Source organism: Nocardioides sp., from assembly GCF_035576065.1.
In the GTDB taxonomy this organism is placed as follows: domain Bacteria; phylum Actinomycetota; class Actinomycetes; order Propionibacteriales; family Nocardioidaceae; genus Nocardioides.
On record NZ_DATLWX010000001.1, the window covers coordinates 253,280 to 278,092 of the forward strand.

Sequence of the window (24,813 nt, forward strand, 5' to 3'; positions counted from 1 at the left end):
CTGGTCGGCCGAAGCTGCGAGCTTGATCGAGTCCGGCGAAGCGGACCGGCTGGTGCTCAACTACGGGCACGGGTTCAACGAGCCCGACCTGGAGTTCGTTCGCGGGCTGCCGGTCCGTCAACTTGTGATCCTTGACCGGCGACTGCGGAGCCTGGCGCCCCTCAGCGCCCTCGGCGACACGCTCGAGATGCTCAGTGTGGTGACAGACCCTGCACTCACCATCGACCTCGCGTCCTTTCCCAACCTGACCGACCTGTCGTGCGACTGGCACCAGGTCAGGGCAACGGTCGGCACGGCTCCCCAACTGCAACGTCTGAGCGTCGGGAGTTATGACCAAGCCGATCTCGAACCGTTGGCGGAGCTCACCCGACTGCGGCGGCTCGTCATGATGGATCGGCCCCGGTTGCGATCCCTCAGCGGCGTGCAGCGGTTCACGGACCTGCGCGAACTGTCAGTGCCACTGGCGAACAAGCTGCACGACGTGAGCGCACTTCGCCGGCTGGCGAACCTCGAGTCCCTCGACCTGGAGGGCTGCCGGAAGCTGTCCACGATCGACGACCTGATCGAGTGCGTCGAACTGCGCCAGCTCAATCTCTGTGAATGCGGCAACCTGGCGTCGCTGGCCCCGCTCCGGGGGCTGACTGCGCTCGAGCTGCTCCATATCTACGGCTCGACCAACATCACCGACGGCGACCTCACCCCCATCGCGGCCCTGCCCCGGTTGAAGGAGCTGCGCATGATGTCTAGACGCCACTACAACCCGAAGGTGGACGAGATCGAGGCGTGCGCGAGCTGAGCCGCCGACGGGCCGGCCCACGGCGTCGCGGGCCGGCCTTCGGCGTACAGGTGGCACTCAGTGCGCGTCGGGCAGCACCCGGTCGTGGCGCAACGACGAGGCGCGGGTCTCCTTGGCGAAGTAGACCGCGATCAACGTGATCACCGAAGCGATCGTCATGTAGATCGCCACCGAGTCGACGTTGGTGTCGCCCTCCGTCGCGGCCCCGAGCAGCTTGATCGCGATGATGGGAGCGAGCGCTCCGGCGAAGATCGAGGCGAGCTGGTAGCCGACCGAGGCGCCGGTGTAGCGGACCGACGTGCCGAACAGCTCGGAGAAGAAGGCGGCCTGCGGGGCATACATGAACGCGTGCAGGACCAGCCCGACGACGACCGCGAGGATGATCTTGGACTCGTCCTTGCTGGTGATCAGGTCGAAGAACACCCACGACCAGGCAGCCACGCCCACGGCGCCGATGACGTAGAGCGGTCGCCGGCCGACCCGGTCGGAGAGGGCACCGAGGAGAGGGATCGCCGTGAAGTGCACGACCGCGCCGATGAGCAGGGCCTTCAGGATGATGCTCTTGTCGCCGGTGGTGCCGACGTAGGTCGTCAGGAACGTGATCGAGATGACGGTGAAGAGGTAGTAGGAGATGTTCTCGGCCATCCGCATGCCCATCGCGACGAAGACCTCGCGGGGGTAGAGCTTGATGACCTGGAGGATCGGCACGTGCTTCTTGTCCGTGGACTGGATCTCGGCCTGGGCCTCCTTGAAGACGGGCGACTCCTCGATCGAGAGGCGGACCCACAGGCCGATGATGACCAGCACCGCGCTGAGCAGGAACGGGATGCGCCAGCCCCACGCGTTGAAGGCGTCATCGGACTGGACAGCGGCCAGCACCCACAGGATCCCGGTGGCGAACAGGTTGCCGAGCGCCACGCCCGCCTGCGGCCACGACGACCAGAAGCCGCGCCGGGCGTCGTCCCCGTGCTCGGCGGCCATCAGGACGGCGCCGCCCCACTCGCCCCCGACTGCGAAGCCCTGGACCAGGCGGCAGGTCAGCAGCAGGATCGGCGCGGCGATGCCGATCGTGGCGTACGTCGGCAACAGGCCGATCGCGAAGGTGGCGACCCCCATGAGCAGCAGCGAGGTGACCAGCATCTTCTTGCGACCGACCCGGTCGCCGAAGTGGCCGAAGACGATCCCGCCGAGGGGTCGCGCCACGAAGCCCAGTGCGTAGGTGCCGAAGGCCAGCATCGTCGCAGTCGCCGGCTCGCTCTCGGGGAAGAACAGGCTGCCGAAGACGAGAGCGGCCGCCGAGCCGTAGAGGAAGAAGTCGTACCACTCGACGGCGGTGCCGATCAGCGAGGCGAAGACGACCTTGACGATGTTGGTCTTCGGCTGCTCGCTGGCTTCGGGCGGGCTGCCCGGTGACTGCGTGGACGTGGACATGATGAATGCCTTTCTCGGACGGACTCTAGGGGCACTGCGGGATCGGGATGGGTGCAGGGTGGTGCTCAGGCGGCGGTCCAGCCGCCGTCCATCAGGTAGGAGGAGCCGGTCATCGACTGGGCGGCGCTGCTGCACAGGAAGTGGACGACCTCGGCCACCTCGTCGGGCTCGACCAGTCGCTTGAGCGCCGAGCGCTCGAGCAGGACCCGCTCGACGACCTCGCCCTCGGGGATGCCGTGCGTCGACGCCTGGTCGGCGATCTGGCCCTCCACCAACGGCGTCCGGACGTAGCCCGGGCAGATCGTGTTGCTCGTGACCCCGTGCTCGGCGGCCTCCAGGGCGATCACCTTGGAGAGCCCCTCCAGGCCGTGCTTGGCGCTGACGTAGGCGCTCTTGTATGCCGACGCACGGTGGCCGTGCACCGAGGAGACGTGGATCAGCCGGCCCCAGCCGCGGGCGTACATCCCCGGCAGCAGCGCCTGGGCCAGCCGGAAGGGGGCCTCGAGCATGATCGCGTGGATCTGGCGGAACATGGCCGGCTCGAAGTCCTCGATCGGGGCCACGTGCTGGATGCCTGCGTTGTTGACGAGGATGTCGGCATCGACGCCCTCCATCGCGGCGGTGACGGCGTCTCCGTCCGCGAGGTCGAGGGTCAGGGCCTTGCCGCGGACGAGGTCCGCAACCCGCTCGGCGCCCTCGGTGTCTCGGTCGACGACGATGATGCTGGCGCCGGCCCCGGCCAGCCGCGTGGCGATCGCGGCGCCGATGCCGCTGGCACCGCCCGTGACGACGGCCGTGCGACCGTGAAGGACGGAGGGCCCGGTCGGTGCGCTCGGTGTGACGTGGCTCTCAGGCATGGCGCTCACGCTAGGCGTGGCCGCGGACCTCCGCTATGTGGTGAGCGGCCATATTCGGGCGCCAAGCATGTGTCTTCGTCACAGTTGCTGGAGCTTGAGCAGACGCAGTGCGACCTGGAGCTCCAGGGCCACGGCCGGCTCGCGCCACGCCGGGCCGAGCAGCTCCCCGATCCGAGCCAGTCGCTGGCTGACGGTGTTGGGGTGCACGTGCAGTGCCTCGGCGGTGCCTGCGATCGAGCCAGCGCGGTCGAACCACGCCTCCAGGGTCGCCAGCAGCGCCGTACCCCGCTGGGCGTCGTGAGCCAGCACCGGACCCAGGGTGCTCTCGACGTAGTGGGTGACAGCCTCCGGAGTCGCGTCCCCGAGCAGGAGGCTGGCCATGCCCAGGGAGGAGGCGTCGCCCACCTCGCCGTGCCGTCCCAGGGCGCGTAGGGCGACGGCGGCGCGGTGCGAGGAGTCGTACGCCGCGGGGACGTCACCGACGGACGTGGCGGCGACCCCCACCGTGGCGCTCGCGCCGAGTGCCGACAAGACCTTCGTGCCGAACGCGATCGCGTCGGCGGCGGGCGCCAGGACGAGCAGGTCGCCGTGGTGGTTCGCCGAGATCCCGCGGTGTTGTAAGGCGAAGCGCGATGCTGCCCGAGCAGCGGCACCCCAGTCGCCGTCGATGATGGCGGTGGCCAGGACCAGCCCCGCATCGGGGTCGAAGGTGTGCCGGCGGGCTCGCTCGCGCAGCCGGTCGGGGTCGAGCTCGCGCCCCTCGACCAGGTCCACCAGGAGCTGGGTGCCGAGACGCTCGCTGGCCTCGGCGACGCTGCGCGCAAAGACCAGCACCAGCGCGGTGACGAGGGCGCCGCGCTCGAGGGTGCGCTGCTCGACCGGGTCGAGCGGGGCCGCCCGGCCGTGGAGGATCACGGTGGTGACGTGCTCTCCGGCCGCCACCGCCGCCGCGACCCAGGCCCGCCCGGCATCGATGGCGTGTCCTGACCGGGCCGACTCCCCAGCGACCTCGAGGATCGCTGTGCGGTCGTCCACGTCGGAGCCGGCCAGGAGCTGACCGGCCGGGTCCCAGGCGGCGACGTCCCCGCCGAGCACCTGCGCGAGCACCTCCACCACCTCCGCCACCCCGCCGCCGGCGAGGAGCAGGTCGGTCATGCGCTCGTGCGCCAGAGCGGCCGCCTCCACCGATGTCGCGTGCGCGGAGATCGTCCGGTTGGCCTCGTCCAGGCGGGCGAACAGGCGGGCGTTCTCCAGGGCGACGGACGCGTGCGCCGCGAAGGACATCAGCAGCGAGACCTCGTCGGAGGGGAACTGTCGCACGGTGCGGTGCACGGCGAGCAGCGCGCCGATGACGCGTCCCTCGACGAGCAGGGGCACGCCCAGGATGGCCCGGATGCCCTCGCCCGCGACGGCGTGGTCGATGTCGTGGCGGTGCACGAACCGGGCGTCCGCCTGGTAGTCCTCGGTGAAGTACGGCGCCCCGGTCTGTGCGACCAGGCCGAGCAGCCCGGTGCCCAACGGCAGCCGCAGCGTCGTGAACTCACGGGTCAGCGCGCCGTCGGTGACCTTCATGTAGGAAGCGCCCTCGACCTCGTCGTTGAGCGAGAGGTAGGTCATGTCGGCGCCCAGCAGCAGGCGGGCCCGCCGGACGATGGCCGTGAGGATCTCGTCGAGGTCGCGGATCGCGGTCAGGTCGTGCGCGGTCTCGTAGAGCGCCGACAGCTCGGCCTCGCGGGAGCGGTGACGCGCGATCAGGTCACGCAGACGGAGCGCGAGGTCGTAGTCGCCGGCGCGCTCGGGGTGAGCCGCGACGAGGCGATCGAACTCGACGCGGTCCGCGCCGGAGTAGAGGAGGTCGAGGAAGCTCGCGTCGGCGTCGGGCACGTCAGCCGCTCACCCGAAGTCGAGCGCCGGCCGGTAGAACTCCGGACCGGCGTAGGGACCGCCGACGTGCGCTGCCTCCATCTCGTCCTCGTCCCGGGGCTCGATCCGGTCGCGGTATGCCGCCGCGTCGTCCTGCGGCTCGTAGCCCAGCCGACGGCCGGGCTCGAGGTCCCACCAGGCGTCGGCGTTGTTGCTGATGCCGTAGACCACTGCGTAGCCCGGTGCCGGAGCGGTGAGCGCCGCCTCGACCATGCGGACGGCGTCGTCGGGGGAGAGCCAGGTGGCGAGGTTGCGGACGGTCGTCGGCTCGGGCAGGAAGCTGCCGATGCGACAGCTGATCGCGTCGATCGAGTGGCGGTCGGCGTACAGCCTCAGCAGTGCCTCCGCCGCCACCTTCGCGACGCCGTAGAACGTGTCGGGGCGGGGGAGGGCGTCGTCGGAGACGAGGCCGTCAGCGGGTCGGGGGGTGCGGCCCACGGCGTGGTTCGAACCGGCGTAGACGATGCGCTCGACGCGGTACTCCACCATGGCGTCGAGCAACGCGGCCGTGGTGATGACGTGCGAGGTGATCTCCGTGGGCAGGTCTCGCTCATCGGCTACGCCAGCGAGGTGGACGACACCGTCGAGGTGCTGCTCGGCGAAGACGGCGCGCACCGCCTCCGGGTCGCTGCAGTCGATCGTGTGCCAGTCGCCGGTGAAGCCCTCGGGCTCCGGGACGAGGTCGAGGCCCACGACCTCGTGCCCGCGCTCGCACAGGCCGAGGGTCACGACGCGACCGATCGAACCGGCAGCCCCGGTCACCAGCACGCGCATCAGATGCGCGGCACGATCTGGCCGAGGAGTTCGCCCATCCGGCTGGCCGCGGTCCTCCCGGCCTCGAGGACCTCGGCGTGGTCAAGAGGTTCGCCGCTGATCCCGGCGGCCAGGTTGGTGACCAGGCTGATCCCCAGCACCTCGAGCCCGGCCTCGCGGGCCGCGATGGCCTCGAGCGTCGTGCTCATGCCCACCAGATGTCCGCCGATGGCACGCACCATGCCGATCTCGGCGGGGGTCTCGTAGTGGGGGCCGGGGAACTGGACGTAGACGCCCTCGTCGAGGCTGGGATCGATCTCCTTGCACAACGCGCGGAGGCGAGGTGAGTAGAGATCGGTGAGGTCGACGAAGTTGGCGCCCTCGATCGGGCTGGTGGCCGTCAGGTTGATGTGGTCGGAGATCAGCACCGGCTGGCCGGGCTTGAAGGTGTCCTTCAGGCCGCCGCAGCCGTTGGTGAGCACGATGGTCGAGCAGCCCGCTGCTGCGGCCGTACGCACGGGGTGGACGACGGCGGCGACGCCCTTGCCCTCGTAGAAGTGGGTGCGGCTGAGGAACACCAGCACCTGCCTGTCACCGACGGCGACGCTGCGGATCTTGCCGGAGTGACCCACGACCCCGGCGGCGTGGAAGCCCGGCAGGTCGGTGGTGGCGATCTCGGCAGTGGCCGGGCCGAGCGCGTCGACGGCCGGCAACCAGCCGGAGCCGAGGACCAGGGCGACGTCGTGGCGCTCGACGCCGGTGAGCTCGGCCAGCTTCGTGGCGGCCTGCTGGGCTTGGGTGGTGGTGTCGTTCACCGGGCGATCCTAGGACGTCGCACCGGGAGAGGCAGGATGTGGGCGTGCCCGCCATCGACGAAGCGATCCCGACGGACCTCGAGTTCTACGACTACGACACCCGGCTCGCGGCGTACGCCGTGATCATGGACGACGACCGTGTCCTGCTCTCGTGGTGGAACGGCGAGGGGCACAGCGAGCCCGGCTGGTCGTTGCCCGGGGGTGGGGTCGACCTGCCCGAGACGACCGAGCAGGGCGTGCTGCGCGAGGTGCGGGAGGAGACCGGCTTCGATGTGGAGCTCACCGGTCTGCTCGCGGTCGACTCGCACATCAAGGCTCCCGAGGACCGGCTGCTCGCAACCGACCGGTGGGCGCGGCACCTCAGGTTGGTCTTCTCCGCGCGGGTCGTCGGCGGAACGCTCGGGACCCTCGAGGTCGGCGGTTCCACCGACTACGCCGAATGGGTGCCGATCGCGTCAGTGCCGGGCCTGCCGCGTGCCGGCATCGTCGACGTCGGTCTGGCCGCCTGGCGCGCGACTGCGCGCACGTGATGCAGCGCGAGCGGAGCTAGAGCCCGGTCGAACGGCAGTCGCGCCGACGCAGGGACGCGACGTAGTCCTCCGGCGCCGAGGCCGCCTCGGCTGCGTCGGCAAGCACGCCCAGGTAGTGCGCACTGGGCACGCCACCCTCGAACGCGTCCAGCACGTAGGCCCAGGCTACGACCTCGCCGGACATGGTCGAGACCCGCACCTTGGTCTTGCGGTAGAGGCCGGTGTCGGCCGACTCCCAGCGGTCGAGCTCGGTCTCGTCCTCGGGAGTGACGTCGTAGACCGCGACATACACCTGCTCGAAGTGGTCCTCGACGATCGTGGCGAGAGCTCCGTCCCAGCCGTGCTCCTCGCCGCCGAAGGTCAACCGCCACCCAGGGATCCACCCGGTGGAGCGCAAGGGCGAGTGCGGGCAGCGCTCGCCCATGCGGGCGGGGTCCATGTTCGTCCCGTAGGCGGCGTAGAGCGTCACGGGCAGCAGGCTACCCAGCAGGGACGCCGAAGCGCGCCCGCAGACGTCGGTGTCGATGACGGAACAGGGCGGTGGCGAGCAGGGCGACGACCGCGGTCGGCGTCAGCGCACGTCCCTCCACCTCGAGCACGTCGCTCACGGACGTGCCTGTCGAGCACGCCACGACCTCGCGACGGTGGCTCCAGCGGCGAGCGCTGAGCAGGGTCGATCTCTCCTGGAACAGGCGGCCGGGCACGACCTCGGTGAGGCGGAGCCGATCGGCGTCGAACGGCAGTACGCCGAACAGCAGGAGCCAGGCCCAGCCCAGGGGTTCGTCGAGCGGCAGCTCCTCGATCGAGGAACCTCGCCAGCGGCTCGGCATACGCATGCGCACCAGGGGTCCGAGTTCGTGGTTGATTCCCTCGGGCGTCACCACCCACGACCAGACCTCGGCAGGCGGCGCCGCCACGGTGGAGGCGAACCTCAGAGTCCTCACCCGGGCGATCGTAGGTGACTCACACCAGCCGCTAATCTGGTCCCGTGACCCACTTCGACACCCTCGTCCTCGGCGCCGGCCCCGGTGGCTACGTCGCCGCCATCCGCGCCTCCCAGCTCGGCCAGAAGGTCGCCGTCGTGGAGGAGAAGTACTGGGGCGGTGTCTGCCTCAACGTCGGCTGCATCCCGTCGAAGGCGCTGCTGAGGAATGCCGAGCTCGCGCACACGCTCGTGCACGAGAAGGAGCAGTTCGGCATCGAGGGCGACGCCACGATGTCCTTCGGGCCCACGCACGCGCGGTCGCGGCAGGTGAGCGCCGACATCGTCAAGGGCGTCCACTACCTGATGAAGAAGAACAAGATCACCGAGATCAGCGGCTGGGGCACGCTGACCGGTCCGACCGGGATCGACGTGGAGAAGGACGGCGAGAAGACGTCCTACACCTGTGACAACCTGATCATCGCCGCCGGCGCCACCGTGCGGATGCTCCCGGGCATGAAGGTCAGCGACAACGTCGTGACCTACGAGGAGCAGATCCTCGACGCCGAGCTTCCCGGCTCGATCATCATCGGCGGGTCGGGCGCGATCGGTGTCGAGTTCGCCTACGTCATGGCCAACTTCGGCGTCGACGTCACCATCGTGGAGTTCCTCGACCGGATGGTCCCCACCGAGGACGCCGACATCTCCAAGGAGCTGCTCAAGCACTACAAGAAGCTCGGCGTGAAGGTCATGTTGTCGACCAAGGTCGAGAACGTCGAGGACACCGGGTCGGGGGTCAAGGTCACTGTCAGCCCTGCGTCCGGCGAGGGTGAGCAGCAGGTCCTGGAGGCCGACAAGATGCTCAGCGCCTTCGGGTTCGCGCCCCGCGTCGAGGGCTACGGCCTGGAGAACACCGGGGTCACGGTCAACGAGCGCGGCGCGATCGAGATCGACGACTACTGCCGTACCAACGTGCCGAACGTCTACGCCATCGGTGACTGCACGGGCAAGCTCATGCTGGCCCACGTCGCCGACGCCATGGCGATGGTCGCGGCCGAGACCATCAACGGCGCCGAGACGATGCCGGTCAACTACGACATGGTCCCGCGCGCGACCTACTGCAACCCGCAGATCGGCTCCTTCGGCTACAGCGAGGCCCAGGCCAAGGAGAAGGGCTACGACGTCAAGACGGCCGCCTTCCCGTTCTCGGCCAACGGCAAGGCCAAGGGCCTCGGTGAGGCCATCGGCTTCGTCAAGGTCGTCGCGGACGCGAAGTACAACGAGATCATCGGCGTGCACATGATCGGGCCCAGCGTCACCGAGCTGCTGCCGGCACTGACGCTGGCCCAGATGTGGGACCTCACCGCCGACGAGGTGAGCCGCAACGTCTTCGCCCACCCGACCCTCGGCGAGGCCGTCAAGGAAGCCATCCACGGCATCTCCGGCCACATGATCCACCTCTGAGGATCGCCCGGGCCTCGTCCGGCAGATGTCAGTCGCTGGCTGCCGTCTGGTTGCGCACGTGCCCGCTGGCGATCTGGGCGGCCGTGGCCAGCGCCTCCTGAGCGTTCTCGAGGGCTGGTCGAAGCCGGCCCTCCCAGTCGGAGCGGAACCGGGTCGCGTCGGTCCCGATCCAGTCGGTGTCGGCGAGCCGAGCCTCGAGGCGCGCACTGAGCTCGTTGACCCTTGCTCCAGCATCCTGGAGGTCTGCCCCGAGTACGGCGACCACAGCCGTGTCCATGCCGCGCCAGCTCATGCGGTTGCCACCGCCTGAGCAGCCAGGTCCCGGATCCGGAGGCGGAGGCCCTCGGCTGTCTCGGGCGCAGCCACGGCCCCCGATCCCGGGGTGGAGGCGACGGACCAGCAGCCGTCCGGACCGGAGAACACGCCGATCAGCTCCGGCCGGGTCGCGGTCGTCCCCGTGGTGTCCCTGGCGGAGATGACGACGACATCGGCACGCAGGTGTGCTTGCCCCAGGACCTCCAGCAGCAGTGCGGGGGCCTCGTCGTCGGGCATGGCGTCGATCGACACCGTCTCGCCCGTGCCGTCGGTGGCGTCGGCGTGCAGCGCTGCGCCGACGAGCAGCGCCGGCAGGTCGCGGGTGAAGCCGAGGGCGAAGCGGTGCAACCCGTCCACCGTCACCTCCTCGAGCACGACCAGCTCGTCGACCACGTGGGCGTACCAGAAGTCCTGTGCGTCCACGAGCGTGCGGGCCACGGCGACGAGGGTGGTCGCTGCTTGACGAAGAGTCACCAGGGTCAGGATGTCCTCACGCAGCGCCAGCCGCACGGGACCTCCGCCGGGATCCGCCTCCGGATCAACGATGCCGCGGGCGACGAGCCCGCGGTAGGCCGTGCGCTGGGCAGTCTCGAGGTCCTGGGTGGCCAGGCCGGACAGGTAGGGCGTGACCACGGCACCCGGTCCGTAGGTCAGCAGGGAGAGCTCCTCGTCGGTGAAGACCTCGACCGGCCGCAGCCGGGGTGCGGCATCCTGGACGGGAGGGGCGCTGATCGTGGCAGTCATCGGGTGGCTCCGGAGGGGGTGGCGAGCATGGTGTGGGCGTACGCCTTGGCGGCGCGGGTGGCGTCGTCCCACCGGTCGGTGAGCCAGCCGCCGGTGACGTTCACCGCGCGCCCGATGGCGTCCCGGTTGTCGTAGCCGTAGTTGGCCAGGCCCCAGAGGCCGTACGCCGTGACCGCAACGGCGGCGACGGTCGCGGTGATCGGTGCTGTCGCGACAGCACCCACACCCCCGGCGATGAGCACCACGGCTCCGAGGCCACCGGCAGCCGCGAAGCCTCGCGTCGCCCACTTGCGACCATCCTGGTATCCGCCGCCCGTCACGACATCGCCGATCGCCCGGAGGACCGTCATCGGCAGGGCCGCGCGCGAGAAGGCACGCATGACCGGGTTCTTGCTGGTGCCGTGGATGAACGCCTTCCCGGCCGCGATCAGCGCCTCGGTCCGGGAGAGGGCCGCAAACCCTCGGGCCGGCATGGCCAGGGCGCGGAAGAACTTGGACAGGTTCGACATCCGCTTCCACATCTTCCACGCCTTCGCGCCGGCCTTGACGGTGACGGCAAGGTCGTAGAGCCCCCCGAGGACCTTGTAGAGATGGGTGTCGCCACTGGCGATGTCCTGGGCCCAGGCGTTGATGCGCAAGTCCTGGCTGGCGGCGTTGAGCCCGTCGGCGACCTTCGCCATCTGGGTCTGCGCCAGTCCGCTCCACTCGATCTTGCACCGATCGGCGCTCGGCCCCTGCCAGGAGTCGGTCCGCTCGATCGAGCCGGCGAGTCGGCGGGCGAGCTCGTCCAGCTCGTCGGCAGCATCCCCGAACTCGGTCGCGAGATCTGCCAGCCGCGCTGTGTCGGCACCCACCATCGTCATGTGGCAAGGCTAGGGGCGCAGCCCGGGGAACTCATGCGGAAACTTCCGCCTTGATGGCCGCTCGGGCCACCACCTCGACCCGCTGCAACAATGGGTCCCATGGACCGAGTGGTGATCATTGGCGGCGGCCCCGGCGGCTACGAGGCGGCACACGTGGCGGCCCAGCTGGGCGCCGAGGTCACGGTCGTCGACACCGACGGTATCGGTGGTTCCGCGGTCCTCACCGACTGTGTCCCGAGCAAGACGTTGATCGCCACGGCCGAGCTGATGACCGAGGTCAGCGACTCGGCGGAGCTGGGGATCGACTTCTTCGACCATGAGGGCGACGCGACGACGACGATCCGCGTCGACCTCGCCAAGGTCAACGCCCGCGTCAAGAAGCTGGCCGCTGACCAGTCCGCCGACATCGCTGCGCGGCTCGAGCGTGACGGGGTGCGGATGGTGAAGGGGCGGGGCCGACTCGGACCCGACCTCACCGTCATCGTGGGCGACGAGACGATCCAGGCCGACTCGATCCTGGTCGCGACCGGCGCCGCGCCCCGGACCCTGCCAGGTGCCATGCCCGACGGCGAACGGATCCTCACCTGGGAGCAGGTCTATGACCTCACCGAGGTGCCGGAGAAGCTGATCGTGGTCGGGTCCGGTGTGACCGGCGCAGAGTTCGCCAGCGCTTATCTCGCGCTCGGGATCCCGGTCACCCTGGTCAGCTCGCGCGACCGGGTGCTGCCCGGGGAGGACGCCGACGCCAGCGCCGTACTGGAAGAGGTGGCCACCCGTCGCGGCATGGAGGTCCTGTCGCAGTCGCGCATGGAGTCGGTGACGCGCGACGGCGAGGTCGTGACCGTGCGCCTGACCGACGGTCGCGAGGTCACCGGGTCGCACTGCATCCTGGCGCTCGGCTCGGTCCCCAACACCGCCGACCTCGGCCTCGAGGAAGCCGGAGTCGAGACCGACGAGGGCGGGTTCATCAAGGTCGACCGCGTGTCCCGCACGTCGTGTCGAGGGGTGTACGCCGCAGGCGACTGCACCGGCGTCCTGATGCTGGCCTCGGTGGCAGCCATGCAGGGGCGGATCGCGATGTGGCACTTCCTCGGCGACGCGGTGGCTCCCCTCGACCTGAAGAAGGTCTCCTCCAACGTCTTCACCGCCCCGGAGATCGCCACCGTCGGCTGGTCGCAGAAGTCCGTCGACGCCGGCGAGATCCAGGTCCAGGTGGTCATGCTGCCGCTGGCCGGCAACGCCCGGGCCAAGATGCAGGGCGTGCGTGACGGCTTCATCAAGCTCTTCATCCGTCCCGGGACCGGCATCATCGTCGGGGGAGTCGTCGTCGGGCCACGGGCCTCAGAGCTCATCCACGTGGTGTCGCTCGCCGTCGCCGAGTCCCTGACGGCCGACAAGCTCGCGCAGGCCTTCACCGTCTACCCCTCGCTGAGCGGCTCCATCGCCGAGGCCGCACGACGCCTGCACCGCGTCGAGTCCTGACGGCTCAGTCGCCGCCGCCACCTCCGCCGTCTCCGCCACCCCCACCGTCGAACCCGCCGCCGACGCCCCCGTCCCCGTGCGAGCCCGAGTAGTCGTGTCCGCCGATCATGCCGCCACCGTCCCAGGCGCCCGGGTCGGACCAGGCAACAGCCCCCGCGACTCCCCAGCTGTCGGCGCGAGCGGTCGAGTAGGTCATCGTGAGGCGGTCGGCCGCGATCCGGTTGTCGTCCACCAGGTCGGCGTACCACCCCTGCGCCCAGGCGGCGTAGGCCGGACCGGACGCGAACCACGGTGCGCGGCGGTTGCCGACCCGGACCATCCGGATGTCGGGGGGCGCCTCGCCGGCAGCGAGGCGTTCGAAGTCGCGGAAGCAGACGGGTACGCCGCGGGGCACGCCGCCCGGCGGCGCCCACTCCACGTCGTGGTGAGCCGGACCGTGTGCCGGGTTGAAGAAGCAGGGTTCGCGTCGGGTGGGCCTGGGCGTGCCGTCGCGGCCGGCAAGGACGCAGGCGTGCGAGAACCGGCCGTCCGTGAGCGTGCGGGTCACGCCGGTGATGTCGGACGCGTGCTCCGCGGCGGTCAGCTGTGCCTTGGCGCGCTCGTAGGCGTCCAGCGCCTGCTCGTAGTCGGTGCGCATCGTGTCGTCGAGCTCGCTGGTGAGGGTCTCGATGTGCAGCTGGCCCAGCTCCTCACCGAACGTCGTCACGTCCTCATGAGCCGCCCGGCGCACGAGTCGGAACGCCTCGAGCTCGGCCAGCCGAGCCTCGCGCCGCCGCCTGCCGATGCGCATCATGACTCACATCCCGCCCCCAGCGGCCTGGCTGGCAATGTCGACCGACTGGTGAATGTAGGCCTCGGCCAGGTTCTTCTTGTTGTGCGAGGTGGACCGCTCACTGGCCATGGTGCGGTGGCGGTTGACGATGGCCTCGACCGAGCCGGCCTCGTGGACGGGAACGTGCCGGTCACCGACACGGATCATCCGGACCTCGGGGGCGGCGCCGCCCTCGAGCCGGCGGGCGTCGGACGCGCAGACCGAGACGGTGCGCTCGACTCCCGCAGGTGGCGTCCACTGCATGTCGCGGACGCTGGGGCCGTGGCGCGGGTCGAAGAAGCACGGCTCGCGGCGGGCGGGCAGAGGTTCACCGGCCTGGAGGGCGAGGACGGCCGCGCGGTGGTAGCGCGCGTCCTGCAGCAGCTGGTCGCCGGCCAGGACGTCGTCGGCCGTCTCGGAGGTGCGGACCCGTTCCTTGGCCTGGTCGTAGTGCTCCAGCGCTCGGCGGTAGTGGTCGGTCGCCTCCAGGTCGAGGTCGCTCCCGAGGGTCTCGAGGTGGAGCTCGGCGAGCTCCTCACCCAGCGCCGTCACGTCGTCGTTGGCCAGCTTGCGCGCGACCCGCCAGCGATCAGCCTCGGCCAGCTCGCGCTCACGTGCCTCGCGCGCCCTGCGGAACGGATTCAGGCTCATGGCTCGGAGCCTAGTCCTGGACGCGGTCAACTACAGGCGTGTAGTTACGTCGACCCTGTTGTCCAGCGACGACGGGCGTGTTCTGATCGAACGTCACGCCAGTCCCACCAGACCCACAGAACACGGAAGTAGCCCCTTGATGCCCCGTCCGGTCCGCCGCCTCGCTGGCGTGGTGATCACCCTCGTCGTGACCCTCACGGTGGCGCTGACATCCGCTTCGCCCGCGTCGAGCAACCGTCGGGCAGAGGTCTATCCGGTTGCGGGCCCCAGCACCATCACGCTCTCGGGACACGGCTACGGACACGGGCACGGCATGTCGCAGTACGGCGCCGAGGGGGCGGCCCGAGCGGGCGTCCCCTGGCAGCAGATCATCGAGTTCTACTACCCGAGCACCTCATGGGGGGAGCATCGGGGAGCGATCCACGTGTGGATCACCGGCGACACCACCGACGACCTGGTCGTCGTCGCGGAGCCGGGCCTGAAGGTCACCAGGCTCCAGCCGAAGAAGGCGTGGAAGCTCCCTGCCAACGGCGCCAGGCGCTGGCGGATGTCGGGGCTCACGGGTGGCCGCACGCAGGTGCAGTTCCGTACGTCCGGCAGCTGGCGCACGTGGAAGTCCTTCGCCGGCGACGGCCAGTTCTCCTCGCCCGAGGGCCGGCTCACGCTGGTCAAGCCCGCCGGCAAGGCGACCTATCGTGGGCGCCTCCGCTCGGCATCGGTCCGGCCGGGCCAGCCGGCGCGGGACACGGTCAACGTGCTCAGCATGGAGGCCTACCTGCGTGGCGTCGTGCCGCTCGAGATCCCCGCGCTCTGGAGCCCCGACGCCGTCCGCGCCCAGGCAGTGGCAGCCCGCACCTACGCCGCGGCGGAGCGCTCCCACCCCAACGCGTCGCACTACGAGATCTGCGACACGACGCAGTGCCAGGTCTACGGCGGCTACGACGTCGAGCACCCGGCCGCCACCCAGGCGATCCTCGACACGGTCGGCCAAGGTCTCGTCCACGACGGTCGACCCGCCTTCACCCAGTTCTCCTCCAGCAACGGCGGCTTCTCCTCCGCGGGGTCTGCGCCCTACCTCGTGGCCAAGGAGGACCCCTACGACGGCTGGGCAGGCAACCCGAACCACACGTGGTCGGTCGTCCTCGACGATGCCGCACTGGAACGCCACTATCCCGCGATCGGCGACCTGACCGGGATCGAGGTCTCGCAGCGCGACGGCTACGGCGAGTGGGGTGGCCGGGTCCTGAAGATGTCGCTGGTCGGCACTGCCGGGCGGGCCGACATCAGCGGCGACTCCCTGCGCACCGTGCTCGGGCTGAAGTCCTCGTGGTTCACCTTCACCGTGACCCCCGCGGCACCGCGGCCCAAGCGCCAGCGCTGATCCGCAGTCAGCACGGACCTCAACCGAGCACCAGCACCAGGTCGCCCCCCTCGACCGCCTGGGTTCCTGGTACGGCGACGCGCACGACCGTGCCGGCACGGGGGGACGTGATCGAGGCCTCCATCTTCATCGCCTCGATGGTCGCCACCGTCTGGCCCGCCTCGACCTCGTCACCCTCGGCGACCCCGACGGTGACGACACCGTCGAACGGAGCGGCCACGTGCCCGCTGTCGGAGCTGTCCGCCTTCTCCGCCGCGGCCACCGCCGAGGCGACGCTGCGGTCGCGGACACCGATGGGCCGGAGGTGCCCGTTGATCGTGCACATCACCGTGCGGATGCCGCGCTCGTCCGGCTCGCCGACCGCCTCGAGCCCGAGGATCAGCGTCTTGCCCTCGCCGAGGGAGACCGAGTGCTCCTCCCCCCGTCGCAGGCCGTAGAGGTAGTCGATCGTCGGCAGCACCGACACGTCGCCGTACGTCTCCCGGGACTCGCGGAAGTCCTGGGTCGGACCGGGGAACAGGAGCTCGTTGAGGGTGGCGCGGCGGTTGCTCTCGAGCCCGGCAACCTGGCTGGGGGTGAGGGTCTCCGCCGGACGCTTCCAGGTGCGACCGGCCAGCGCCTTGGTGCGGAAGGGCTCGGGCCAGCCGCCGGGCGGGTCACCGAGCTCGCCGTTGAGGAAGCCGATCACGGAGTCGGGGATGTCGAACGCGCCCGGGTCGTCCTCGAAGGCGCGCGGGTCGGCGCCCACGGCCACGAGGTGGAGGGCGAGGTCGCCCACGACCTTGGATGAGGGCGTCACCTTGACGACGTTGCCGAGGATCGTGTTGGCGGCGGCATACATGTCCTCGACCTGCTCGAACTTCTCGCCGAGCCCGAGCGCGATGGCCTGCTGGCGGAGGTTGGAGAGCTGCCCGCCGGGGATCTCGTGGGTGTAGACGCGACCGGTCGGGGCAGGCAGGCCGGACTCGAAGGGGGCGTAGACGCGGCGCGTGGCCTCCCAGTAGGGCTCCAGCGCGTTGACGTTGGCCAGCGACAGCCCCGTCTCGCGTGGGCCGTGGTCGGTGGCGGAGACGAGCGCGGACAGGGCCGGCTGCGACGTGGTGCCGGCCATCGCGGCACAGGCGGCATCGACGGCATCTACACCGGAGTCGATGGCGGCGAGAAGGGTCGCCAGCTGACCGCCCGGGGTGTCGTGGGTGTGCAGGTGGACCGGCAGGTCGAACTCCGAGCGCAGTGCGGTGACCAGGGTGCGCGCGGCGGGCACGCGCAGCAGCCCGGCCATGTCCTTGATCGCCAGCACGTGCGCACCGGCGTCGACGATCTGCTCGGCGAGGCGCAGGTAGTAGTCGAGGGTGTAGAGCCGCTCGTCGGGAGACGACAGGTCGCCGGTGTAGCAGAGCGCCACCTCCGCGACGGTCGTGCCGGTCGCCCGCACCGCCTCGATCGCAGGCCTCATCTGGGAGACGTCGTTGAGCGCGTCGAAGATGCGGAAGACGTCGATGCCCGTCGCCGCCGCCTCCTCGACGAACGCCTGCGTCACCTCGGCGGGATAGGGGGTGTAGCCGACCGTGTTGCGGCCGCGCAGCAGCATCTGCAGACAGATGTTGGGCACGGTCCGACGGAGCTCGGAGAGCCGTTCCCACGGGTCCTCGGCCAGGAAGCGCAACGCCACGTCGTACGTCGCACCGCCCCACGCCTCCAGCGACCACAGCTCCGGCGTCGTGCGCGCGACGTGCCCGGCGACCGCGACGAGGTCGCGCGTGCGCACGCGGGTGGCGAGCAACGACTGGTGCGCGTCGCGGAAGGTCGTGTCGGTGACGGCGACCTGGTCCTGGGCGCGCAGCTGTCGGGCGAACTCCTCGGGACCGACTCGCAGCAGGAGCTGGCGGGTGCCGTCGGGCGCCGGGACGTCGAGGTCGACGTCCGGCAGCTTGGTCATCGGGTCGACGCTGACCGGCGCCCGTCCGTGCGGCTGGTTGACAGTCACGTCGGCGAGGTAGGTCAGCAGCTTCGTGCCACGGTCCCCGGAGGCTCGCGCCGTGAGGAGCTGCGGGTGGTCCTCGATGAACGAGGTGGTGACCCGGCCAGCCGCGAAGTCCGGGTCGTCGAGCACGGCCTGCAGGAACGCGATGTTGGTGGACACGCCCCGGATGCGGAACTCCGCGACCGCGCGGCGCGCCCGCTCGACCGCCTTGTCGAAGGTCCTGGCCCGGCAGGTCAGCTTGGCCAGCATCGAGTCGAAGTGGGCGCTCACCTCAGCGCCGGTGTAGGTGGTGCCGCCGTCGAGGCGGATCCCGGCCCCGCCGGGGGAGCGGTAGGTCGTGATCTTGCCCGTGTCCGGGCGGAAGCCGTTGGCCGGATCCTCGGTCGTGATCCGGCACTGCAGGGCGGCCCCGCGGATGGAGACCGTCTCCTGGGAGAGCCCGAGGTCGGCCAGGGTCTCACCGGCCGCGATCCTGATCTGCGACTGGACCAGGTCGACGTCGGTGATCTCCTCGGTGACCGTGTGCTCCACCTGGATGCGGGGGTTCATCTCGATGAAGACGTAGTTGCCGTGCTTGTCGAGGAGGTACTCCACCGTCCCGGCGTTGCGGTAGCCGATCTCGGTCGCGAACCGCACGGCGTCGGCGCACATGCGGTCCCGCAGCTCGGGGTCGAGGTTGGGCGCGGGGGCGATCTCGACGACCTTCTGATGGCGCCGCTGCACCGAGCAGTCGCGCTCGAAGAGGTGCATGACGTTGCCCTCCCCGTCGGCCAGGATCTGGACCTCGATGTGGCGGGGTTCGACGACGGCCTGCTCGATGAAGACGGTGGGGTCCCCGAAGGCGCCCTCGGCCTCGCGCATGCAGGTCTCGATGGCCTCCCGCAACTGGGCGCGGTCGTCGACACGGCGCATGCCTCGGCCTCCGCCACCGGCGACGGCCTTGACGAAGAGCGGCTCGGGGATCTCCTCGGCGGCGGCGACCAAGGCGTCCACGTCGGTGCCGGGGTCGACGCTCCTCAGCGTCGGGACACCGGCCGCCTTGGCCGCGGCGATGGCCCGGGCCTTGTTGCCGGTCAGGGTGAGGACCTCGGCGCTCGGACCGATGAAGGTGATGCCGGCGTTGGCGCACGCCTCCGCCAACGCGGGGTTCTCCGACAGGAAGCCGTATCCCGGATAGACGGCGTCGGCGCCGGCCTTCAACGCCACCGCCACGATCGCGTCCGGGTCGAGGTAGGCGCGCACGGGGTGGCCCCGCTCGCCGATCTCGTAGGCCTCGTCCGCCTTCAGCCGGTGCTCGGACCCGCGGTCCTCGTAGGGGAAGACCGCGACCGTTCGCGCGCCGATCTCGTAGGCCGCGCGAAAAGCCCGGATGGCGATCTCGCCGCGGTTGGCCACCAGCACCTTGGAGAACATGCCCGAAGGCTAGAGGTCGGGATCGGCAAAAGTTGCTACTCGTCCGTACGGCGGTCGTTGGCGCATTCGGCAACGCGGTTCGCTCTCCGGTGCAAAGATCTCCGGATGCCCACCGCCTCTGTGTCTCGCCGGCTCACGGCTGCACTGACCGCTGCCCTGTTCCTCACCACGGCTTGCTGGAGCGGCGAGGCCGCGGACTCGAGCGGCCAGGCCGCGGACTCGATCGGCGAGGCCGCGGACCAGGAGGCGCCCGAGCCCACCACCTTCGGGAGTCTCCCGGCCGACATCGACTACGTAGCACTCGGCGATTCCTACAGCGCCGGTCCGCTGGTCGCCACCATGCGCACTGATCCCTCGAACTGCTACCGGTCCACCCAGAACTACCCGGCCTTCCTGGCCGACTATCTGGTGGTCTCGACCTACACGGACGTCACGTGTTCCAGGGCCGACAGCACCGCTCTCAAGGGGCGTCAGGGCTTCGAGGAAGACGGCACTTCGGTACGTCCGCAGCTCGATGCGCTGTCTCCCAAGACCGATCTGGTGACTCTCGGGATCGGTGGCAACGACTTCGGCATCTTCACCTCGCTCCTTGACTTCTCCAAGGGCGGCTCCCCGGAGGAGCAGCAGACGCTGCAGCGCAACGTGGTCCGGGTGCAGGGACGGGTGGCAGGTGCCGTACGCGCGATCTCCGCCAAGGCTCCCAACGCTGCGGTCTACGTCGTCGGCTACCCCCATATCCTCCCGGACCGCGAGCCCTGTGCCGCCATCCGGCTCACCCCGGCACAGCTCACCGCTGCCGCCCAGCTCACCCAGCGCTTCACCGACTCTCTCAAGACGGGGGCGGAGTCGGCTGGAGCGACCTTCGTCGACCTCGACGAGGCCTCGACCGGTCACGACGTCTGTGCTGGCGAGGACGCCTGGATCAACGGACCCGAAATGCGCCCGGGCATCGCGGCGTCCTTCCACCCCATGCTCATCGGCATGCGCGCTACCGCCGCCGAGGTGTTCAGCGCCATCACCGGCGATGACGCGCCAGCAGGGGGTGGCAGCGCGAGCGTGCCCAGAGGTGCGAAAGTGATCAACAAGTAGGCCTCCCACGTCCTGGCCCTGCTTGGCAGCGGTGGCATGATCGGCCGAGTGTCCCTGCCTGACTCCACCGCGCGACTGAGCCTTGTCCTGGCGCTGCTCCTGTTGGTGACGACCGCGTGCTGGAGCGGCGACGCGGCCGAGGAGGGCGGCTTCCCACGCGAGAGCTTCGGCGACCTGCCCGCGGAGATCGACTACGTGGCCATGGGCGACTCCTACAGTGCCGGCCCGCTCGTGACCACGGTTCGCTCCGACCCCTCTGGCTGCGTCCGCTCCACCGACAACTACCCGGCGTTCCTGGCGGGCTGGCTGGACGTCGAGACCTACACCGATGTCACGTGTTCCGCCGCCGACACCCGCGACTTCACCCGTCGCCAACGGATGGTCGACGGCAAGCGGGTGGCCCCGCAGCTCGACGCCCTGTCGGCCGACACCGACCTCGTCACGCTCGGCATCGGCGGCAACGACTTCGGCATCTTCTCCTCCCTGGTGAGCTGCGCAGAGGGCTGCTCGCCGAAGCAGCAGGTGCGCCTGCTCCGCGATGCCGCCCGGGTCGAGGCCCGGGTGCGCAAGGTCGTGGAGGCCATCGTCGACCGGGCGCCGGAGGCCCAGGTCTACGTCGTCGGCTATCCGCAGGTCCTGCCCGAGGGCGAGTCCTGTCGCGCCGTACCCCTGTCACCAGCGCAGCTGGACGCCGCCGCGCAGATCGCCGGCCGGCTCAACGGGTCGCTGGCGGCCGGAGCCGAGGGTGCCAGTGCGTCGTACGTCGACGTCGGCGAAGCCTCGGAGGGTCACGACGTCTGCGCCGGCAAGGCCGCCTGGATCAACGGTCCCGAGATGTTGCCGGGCATCGCGGCGTCCTTCCACCCCATGCTCGACGGCATGCGCGGGGTGGCGGCCGAGGTCTTCTCCGAGATCACCGGGGACGAGGCACCGGAAACCGAGCGCGCGGCTCCTCCTCGCGACGCGGTCGTTCGCAACTAGGAGCCGTTCTCGCGCCACCAGGCCACCGTCTCCTTGAGGCCGACGTCGAACGGCGTCGGCGCGAGCCCGAGTCGCGCCTCGCTGGCGGTCGAGTCGACGACGAAGGGCCGGTCGAACATGTAGCTCACCTCCACGAGCTCCTTGGTGCTCGGTGACACCACGCCGATCGATTTCACTGCCCAGCTCGGCAGCGCCGACATGCGCGGCACGGGGACCCCCGCCGTGGCTGCCACCTGGGTGATCAGCTCGCGCTGGGTGACCGGGGGAGCAGTGGGGGCATGGAGGAAGGTGTTCCACAGCTCGGGGGTGGCCGCCGCGCGGATCATGGCGGCCGCCAGGTCGGGGACGTAGGTGAAGGAGTGCGGCTGGTCGAGACTGCCCACGACCCGCATCGTCTTCCCCGCCAGGACGGTGGGGAAGAGTCGCTCGCCGGCGTGGGCATTGAGGACCCGCGGGCCGTAGAAGTCGGACGCCGCGATGCTGATCGTCGCAGTGGCCGACGCCGCCCGCTGGGCCAGGAGGTCGCTCCGGACGCCGAGCTTGCCGCCTGTGGCGTTGCGTGGCATGTCCTCGGTCATCGGGCCCTCGACCGGGCCGTAGGAGTAGAGGCTCTCCGGGAACACCACGACCGCCCCGGCCCGCCCGGCAGCATCGAGCACGGTCCTCTCCGCCGCGGGCAGCTCGGCCCGCCAGCTGCGCGCGGCGTATGCCGAACCGTGGATGCAGTGGTGGACCACCTTTGCTCCTTCCATCGCGCCCGCGAGCTGGTCGGGCCGCGACACGTCGACGCGCTGCCGATCGATCATCGGGTGGTCGGGTCCGCTTCCCGATCGGGTCAACAACCGCACCTGCTGGCCGGTCTCGGCCAGCTGCAGGGCGACAGTCGAGCCGACAGGGCCGGCTCCGGTGATGACGTGTACGGCGGTCATGGTGCTCCTCGAGTTTATGAGAGCAGTGCTCTCGTTTCGATGAGCATGACACGGCGACGAGGACAAAGCAAGAGCGGTGCTCTCTTGTGCAACCTATGCTCCCTCATGTGTGCCATGATCAGCGCATGGCAGCAGCGACCACACCGCGAGCGCGAGCTCGGGAGCAGACCATGCGCGACATCGTCCGGATCGGCCGCCAGCACCTCGCCACGGACGGTGCCGCCGCGCTCTCGCTGCGGGCCATCGCTCGCGACCTCGGCCTGGTCTCCTCGGCGGTGTATCGCTACGTCGACAGCCGCGACGAGCTGCTGACCCTGCTCGTCATCGACGGCTACGACGAGCTCGGCGACGCCGTGGACGCGGCGCTCGAGTCAGTCGCCACCACGAACCACGCCGACCGCCTGAGGGCGATCGGTCGCGCGGTGCGCACCTGGGCATTGGCCGAGCCGGCGACGTACGCCCTGCTCTTCGGCAGCCCCGTGCCCGGCTACCGGGCGCCAGCCGAGCGCACCACCGTGCCGGGGACGCGGGTGATCCGTCGCCTGGTCCAGGTGTGGGAGGACGCGTGGGTCGCCGGGGCTGTCTCCCACGACGGGGGAGCCGTCTCGCCGCGCCGGTTGAGTCGTGATCTGGCTCGGGTCCGGCGCGACCAGGGCATCACCGCCCCCGACGAGCTCATCGCCCGTGGGGTGCTGATGTGGGCGGCCCTCTTCGGCTGCATCAGCTTCGAGATCTTCGGGCAGTACGGCGCCGACACCTTCACCCAGCCGCAGGACCTCTTCGAGCACCACCTGAAGGTTCTCGTCGAGACCGTCGGTCTGGGCTGAAGCGAGCCGCGATCAGTCCTTGATCTCGCAGATCACGGCACCGTTGGTGACGGTGGCGCCCACCTCGGCCTCGAGCCCGGTCACGGTGCCGGACCTGTGGGCCTTCAGGGGCTGCTCCATCTTCATCGCCTCGAGGACCACGATGACGTCGCCCTCGGCGACCTCCTGGCCGTCGGTGACCGCGACCTTGACGATCGTGCCCTGCATGGGAGACGAGACGGAGTCACCCGACGCCGCGGCGCCGGCCTTCTTCGCCGACCGCTTCGGCTTCTTCGCACCGCCGCCCGAGCCCGAGCCGACGGAGAGCCCGCCGAGACCCGCTGGGAGGACGACCTCGAGGCGTCGGCCGCCGACCTCGACGGTGACTGATCGGCGCTCGCCGGCCTCCTCGGTCTCCGCTGTGTCGCCGGCGTAGGGCTCGATCTGGTTGTCGAAGTCGGTCTCGATCCAGGTCGTGTAGACGGTGAACTCGCCCTCACCGCTTGGCGTCGAGGGGCCCACGTACGCCGGGTCGTTGACAACCGCCTGGTGGAAGGGGATGGCGGTGGGCATGCCGTCGACGACGAACTCGTCGAGCGCGCGACGCGAGCGCTCCAGCGCCTGGGTGCGGTCGCGGCCGGTGACGATGAGCTTGGCGATCAGCGAGTCGAAGTTGCCCGGGATCGTCTCGCCCTTGTTGTAGCCACCGTCGAGACGGATGCCGGGGCCCTGCGGGGGAGCCCACTCGGTCAGGGTGCCGGGCGCCGGCATGAAGTTGCGCCCGCCGTCCTCGGCGTTGATGCGGAACTCGATCGAGTGGCCGCGGATCTCCGGGTCGCCGAAGCCCAGCTCCTCGCCGGCGGCGATGCGGAACATCTCCCGCACCAGGTCGATGCCGGTGACCTCCTCGGAGACGCAGTGCTCGACCTGGAGACGAGTGTTGACCTCGAGGAAGGAGATGGTGCCGTCCGCGGCGACGAGGAACTCGCAGGTGCCGGCCCCGACGTAGCCCGCCTCCTTGAGGATGGCCTTCGAGGAGTCGTAGAGCTTCTTCACCTGCTCGTCGGTCAGGAACGGCGCGGGCGCCTCCTCGACGAGCTTCTGGTGACGACGTTGCAGTGAGCAGTCGCGGGTCGAGACCACCACGACGTTGCCGTGCTGGTCGGCCAGGCACTGGGTCTCGACGTGACGGGGACGGTCGAGGAACTTCTCGACGAGGCACTCGCCGCGACCGAACGCGCCGACGGCCTCGCGCACGGCCGACTCGTAGAGCTCGGGGATCTCCTCGATGGTGTGGGCCACCTTGAGACCACGACCGCCGCCGCCGAACACGGCCTTGATCGCGACGGGCAGCCCGTTGGCCTTGGCGAACTCGACGATCTCGTCGGCGTCCTTCACCGCGTCCTTGAGGCCGGGCGCGAGCGGCGCGTTGGCCTTCTGGGCGATCTGCTTCGCCTTGGCCTTGTCACCCAGGGCGTCGATCGCCGCAGGCGAAGGGCCGATCCAGATGAGCCCGGCGTCGATCACGGCCTGGGCGAACTGGGCGTTCTCGGCGAGGAAGCCGTAGCCCGGGTGCACCGAGTCGGCGCCGGAGTCGGCGGCGACCTTGAGGATCTTCGCGATGTCCAGGTAGGTCTCGGCCGGCGTTGCGCCACCCAGGGCGTGGGCCTCGTCGGCGAGACGGACGAACTGCGCGTCGCGGTCGGGGTCGGCGTACACCGCGACACTGCCGATGCCCGCGTCCTTGCACGCGCGGACCACCCGCACTGCGATCTCGCCGCGATTGGCGATGAGGACCTTCTGCAAACCCTGCGACTGGGGCACGAAACACTCCTGGTCTTCCTCGACTGGTCTTCGCGGAGACTATCGCTCC

General features: G+C 70.2%; 23 protein-coding genes. 8 read left to right on the forward strand and 15 right to left on the reverse strand.

Annotated elements, in window-relative coordinates; genetic code table 11:
• The first annotated feature begins 22 nt into the window (after positions 1–22).
• Positions 23–796, forward strand: coding sequence for a hypothetical protein (locus VNJ48_RS01255; protein WP_325598291.1), 774 nt, complete (start codon positions 23–25; stop codon positions 794–796).
• Between the two features lie 57 nt (positions 797–853).
• Here VNJ48_RS01255 and VNJ48_RS01260 read toward each other — a convergent pair whose 3' ends face one another.
• The 5 genes from VNJ48_RS01260 to VNJ48_RS01280 all read right to left on the reverse strand — a co-directional run bounded on the left by VNJ48_RS01260 (position 854) and on the right by VNJ48_RS01280 (position 6,575).
• Positions 854–2,227 (reverse strand): MFS transporter, encoded by a 1,374-nt coding sequence (locus VNJ48_RS01260; RefSeq protein WP_325598293.1) that lies wholly within the window; start codon positions 2,225–2,227, stop codon positions 854–856.
• A 65-nt stretch (positions 2,228–2,292) separates the two neighbouring features.
• Positions 2,293–3,084, reverse strand: a complete 792-nt coding sequence (locus VNJ48_RS01265; protein WP_325598295.1) for a 3-hydroxybutyrate dehydrogenase — start codon at positions 3,082–3,084, stop codon at positions 2,293–2,295.
• A 78-nt stretch (positions 3,085–3,162) separates the two neighbouring features.
• Positions 3,163–4,968 carry a helix-turn-helix domain-containing protein gene (locus tag VNJ48_RS01270; protein ID WP_325598297.1) on the reverse strand — a complete coding sequence of 602 codons (1,806 nt, stop codon included), beginning with the start codon at positions 4,966–4,968 and terminating at the stop codon, positions 3,163–3,165.
• A gap of 9 nt (positions 4,969–4,977) precedes the next feature.
• Positions 4,978–5,781 carry an NAD(P)-dependent oxidoreductase gene (locus tag VNJ48_RS01275; RefSeq protein WP_325598299.1) on the reverse strand — a complete coding sequence of 268 codons (804 nt, stop codon included), beginning with the start codon at positions 5,779–5,781 and terminating at the stop codon, positions 4,978–4,980.
• Complete coding sequence (locus tag VNJ48_RS01280; RefSeq protein WP_325598301.1) at positions 5,781–6,575, reverse strand: purine-nucleoside phosphorylase; 795 nt, start codon at positions 6,573–6,575, stop codon at positions 5,781–5,783. Before VNJ48_RS01280 ends, VNJ48_RS01275 begins: the two co-directional genes overlap by 1 nt.
• A 44-nt stretch (positions 6,576–6,619) precedes the next feature.
• Between VNJ48_RS01280 and VNJ48_RS01285 the strand changes: the two genes are divergently transcribed.
• Positions 6,620–7,105, forward strand: a complete 486-nt coding sequence (locus VNJ48_RS01285; RefSeq protein WP_325598303.1) for an NUDIX hydrolase — start codon at positions 6,620–6,622, stop codon at positions 7,103–7,105.
• A gap of 16 nt (positions 7,106–7,121) precedes the next feature.
• On the opposite strand, the gene VNJ48_RS01290 is transcribed toward VNJ48_RS01285, so the two are convergent.
• Complete coding sequence (locus VNJ48_RS01290) at positions 7,122–7,574, reverse strand: gamma-glutamylcyclotransferase family protein (protein WP_325598305.1); 453 nt, start codon at positions 7,572–7,574, stop codon at positions 7,122–7,124.
• A gap of 10 nt (positions 7,575–7,584) precedes the next feature.
• Positions 7,585–8,049, reverse strand: a complete 465-nt coding sequence (locus VNJ48_RS01295; protein WP_325598307.1) for a hypothetical protein — start codon at positions 8,047–8,049, stop codon at positions 7,585–7,587.
• A 44-nt stretch (positions 8,050–8,093) separates the two neighbouring features.
• On the opposite strand from VNJ48_RS01295, the gene lpdA reads away from it, so the two are divergent.
• Complete coding sequence (gene lpdA / locus VNJ48_RS01300) at positions 8,094–9,491, forward strand: dihydrolipoyl dehydrogenase (RefSeq protein WP_325598309.1); 1,398 nt, start codon at positions 8,094–8,096, stop codon at positions 9,489–9,491.
• A gap of 28 nt (positions 9,492–9,519) precedes the next feature.
• Here the strand turns inward: lpdA and VNJ48_RS01305 are convergent, their stop codons facing one another.
• The 3 genes from VNJ48_RS01305 to VNJ48_RS01315 are packed head-to-tail and all read right to left on the reverse strand — an operon-like array spanning position 9,520 to position 11,413.
• On the reverse strand, positions 9,520–9,783 hold the full coding sequence (locus VNJ48_RS01305; RefSeq protein ID WP_325598311.1) for a hypothetical protein: 264 nt from the start codon (positions 9,781–9,783) through the stop codon (positions 9,520–9,522).
• The gene (locus tag VNJ48_RS01310) at positions 9,780–10,550 is read right to left on the reverse strand and encodes a hypothetical protein (RefSeq protein WP_325598313.1); all 771 of its coding nucleotides are present in this window, start codon (positions 10,548–10,550) and stop codon (positions 9,780–9,782) included. Before VNJ48_RS01310 ends, VNJ48_RS01305 begins: the two co-directional genes overlap by 4 nt.
• Entirely contained in the window at positions 10,547–11,413 is an 867-nt protein-coding gene (locus VNJ48_RS01315) for a hypothetical protein (RefSeq protein ID WP_325598315.1), read from the reverse strand. Before VNJ48_RS01315 ends, VNJ48_RS01310 begins: the two co-directional genes overlap by 4 nt.
• Before the next feature lie 99 nt (positions 11,414–11,512).
• Here VNJ48_RS01315 and VNJ48_RS01320 point away from each other — a divergent pair, with 99 nt between their 5' ends.
• Complete coding sequence (locus tag VNJ48_RS01320) at positions 11,513–12,895, forward strand: NAD(P)H-quinone dehydrogenase (protein WP_325598317.1); 1,383 nt, start codon at positions 11,513–11,515, stop codon at positions 12,893–12,895.
• 4 nt (positions 12,896–12,899) lie between these two features.
• Here VNJ48_RS01320 and VNJ48_RS01325 read toward each other — a convergent pair whose 3' ends face one another.
• Together VNJ48_RS01325 and VNJ48_RS01330 are read right to left on the reverse strand one after the other, a co-directional pair.
• Positions 12,900–13,688, reverse strand: coding sequence for a hypothetical protein (locus tag VNJ48_RS01325; RefSeq protein ID WP_325598319.1), 789 nt, complete (start codon positions 13,686–13,688; stop codon positions 12,900–12,902).
• A 3-nt stretch (positions 13,689–13,691) separates the two neighbouring features.
• Positions 13,692–14,357 (reverse strand): hypothetical protein, encoded by a 666-nt coding sequence (locus VNJ48_RS01330; RefSeq protein WP_325598321.1) that lies wholly within the window; start codon positions 14,355–14,357, stop codon positions 13,692–13,694.
• A gap of 139 nt (positions 14,358–14,496) precedes the next feature.
• Here VNJ48_RS01330 and VNJ48_RS01335 point away from each other — a divergent pair, with 139 nt between their 5' ends.
• The gene (locus VNJ48_RS01335; protein WP_325598323.1) at positions 14,497–15,738 is read left to right on the forward strand and encodes a SpoIID/LytB domain-containing protein; all 1,242 of its coding nucleotides are present in this window, start codon (positions 14,497–14,499) and stop codon (positions 15,736–15,738) included.
• A 19-nt stretch (positions 15,739–15,757) separates the two neighbouring features.
• On the opposite strand, the gene VNJ48_RS01340 is transcribed toward VNJ48_RS01335, so the two are convergent.
• Entirely contained in the window at positions 15,758–19,135 is a 3,378-nt protein-coding gene (locus VNJ48_RS01340; protein ID WP_325598325.1) for a pyruvate carboxylase, read from the reverse strand.
• 105 nt (positions 19,136–19,240) lie between these two features.
• Here VNJ48_RS01340 and VNJ48_RS01345 point away from each other — a divergent pair, with 105 nt between their 5' ends.
• Positions 19,241–20,224, forward strand: a complete 984-nt coding sequence (locus tag VNJ48_RS01345; protein ID WP_325598327.1) for an SGNH/GDSL hydrolase family protein — start codon at positions 19,241–19,243, stop codon at positions 20,222–20,224.
• Between the two features lie 48 nt (positions 20,225–20,272).
• A complete protein-coding gene (locus tag VNJ48_RS01350) occupies positions 20,273–21,205 on the forward strand; it encodes an SGNH/GDSL hydrolase family protein (RefSeq protein ID WP_325598329.1) in 933 nt (310 codons plus the stop codon).
• Here VNJ48_RS01350 and VNJ48_RS01355 read toward each other — a convergent pair.
• Positions 21,202–22,134, reverse strand: coding sequence for an NAD-dependent epimerase/dehydratase family protein (locus tag VNJ48_RS01355; RefSeq protein ID WP_325598331.1), 933 nt, complete (start codon positions 22,132–22,134; stop codon positions 21,202–21,204). The genes VNJ48_RS01350 and VNJ48_RS01355 overlap by 4 nt on opposite strands.
• Positions 22,135–22,259: 125 nt before the next feature.
• On the opposite strand from VNJ48_RS01355, the gene VNJ48_RS01360 reads away from it, so the two are divergent.
• On the forward strand, positions 22,260–22,961 hold the full coding sequence (locus tag VNJ48_RS01360) for a TetR/AcrR family transcriptional regulator (RefSeq protein ID WP_325598333.1): 702 nt from the start codon (positions 22,260–22,262) through the stop codon (positions 22,959–22,961).
• A 12-nt stretch (positions 22,962–22,973) separates the two neighbouring features.
• On the opposite strand, the gene VNJ48_RS01365 is transcribed toward VNJ48_RS01360, so the two are convergent.
• The gene (locus VNJ48_RS01365) at positions 22,974–24,746 is read right to left on the reverse strand and encodes an acetyl/propionyl/methylcrotonyl-CoA carboxylase subunit alpha (RefSeq protein ID WP_414689899.1); all 1,773 of its coding nucleotides are present in this window, start codon (positions 24,744–24,746) and stop codon (positions 22,974–22,976) included.
• Between the last annotated feature and the right edge of the window lie 67 nt (positions 24,747–24,813).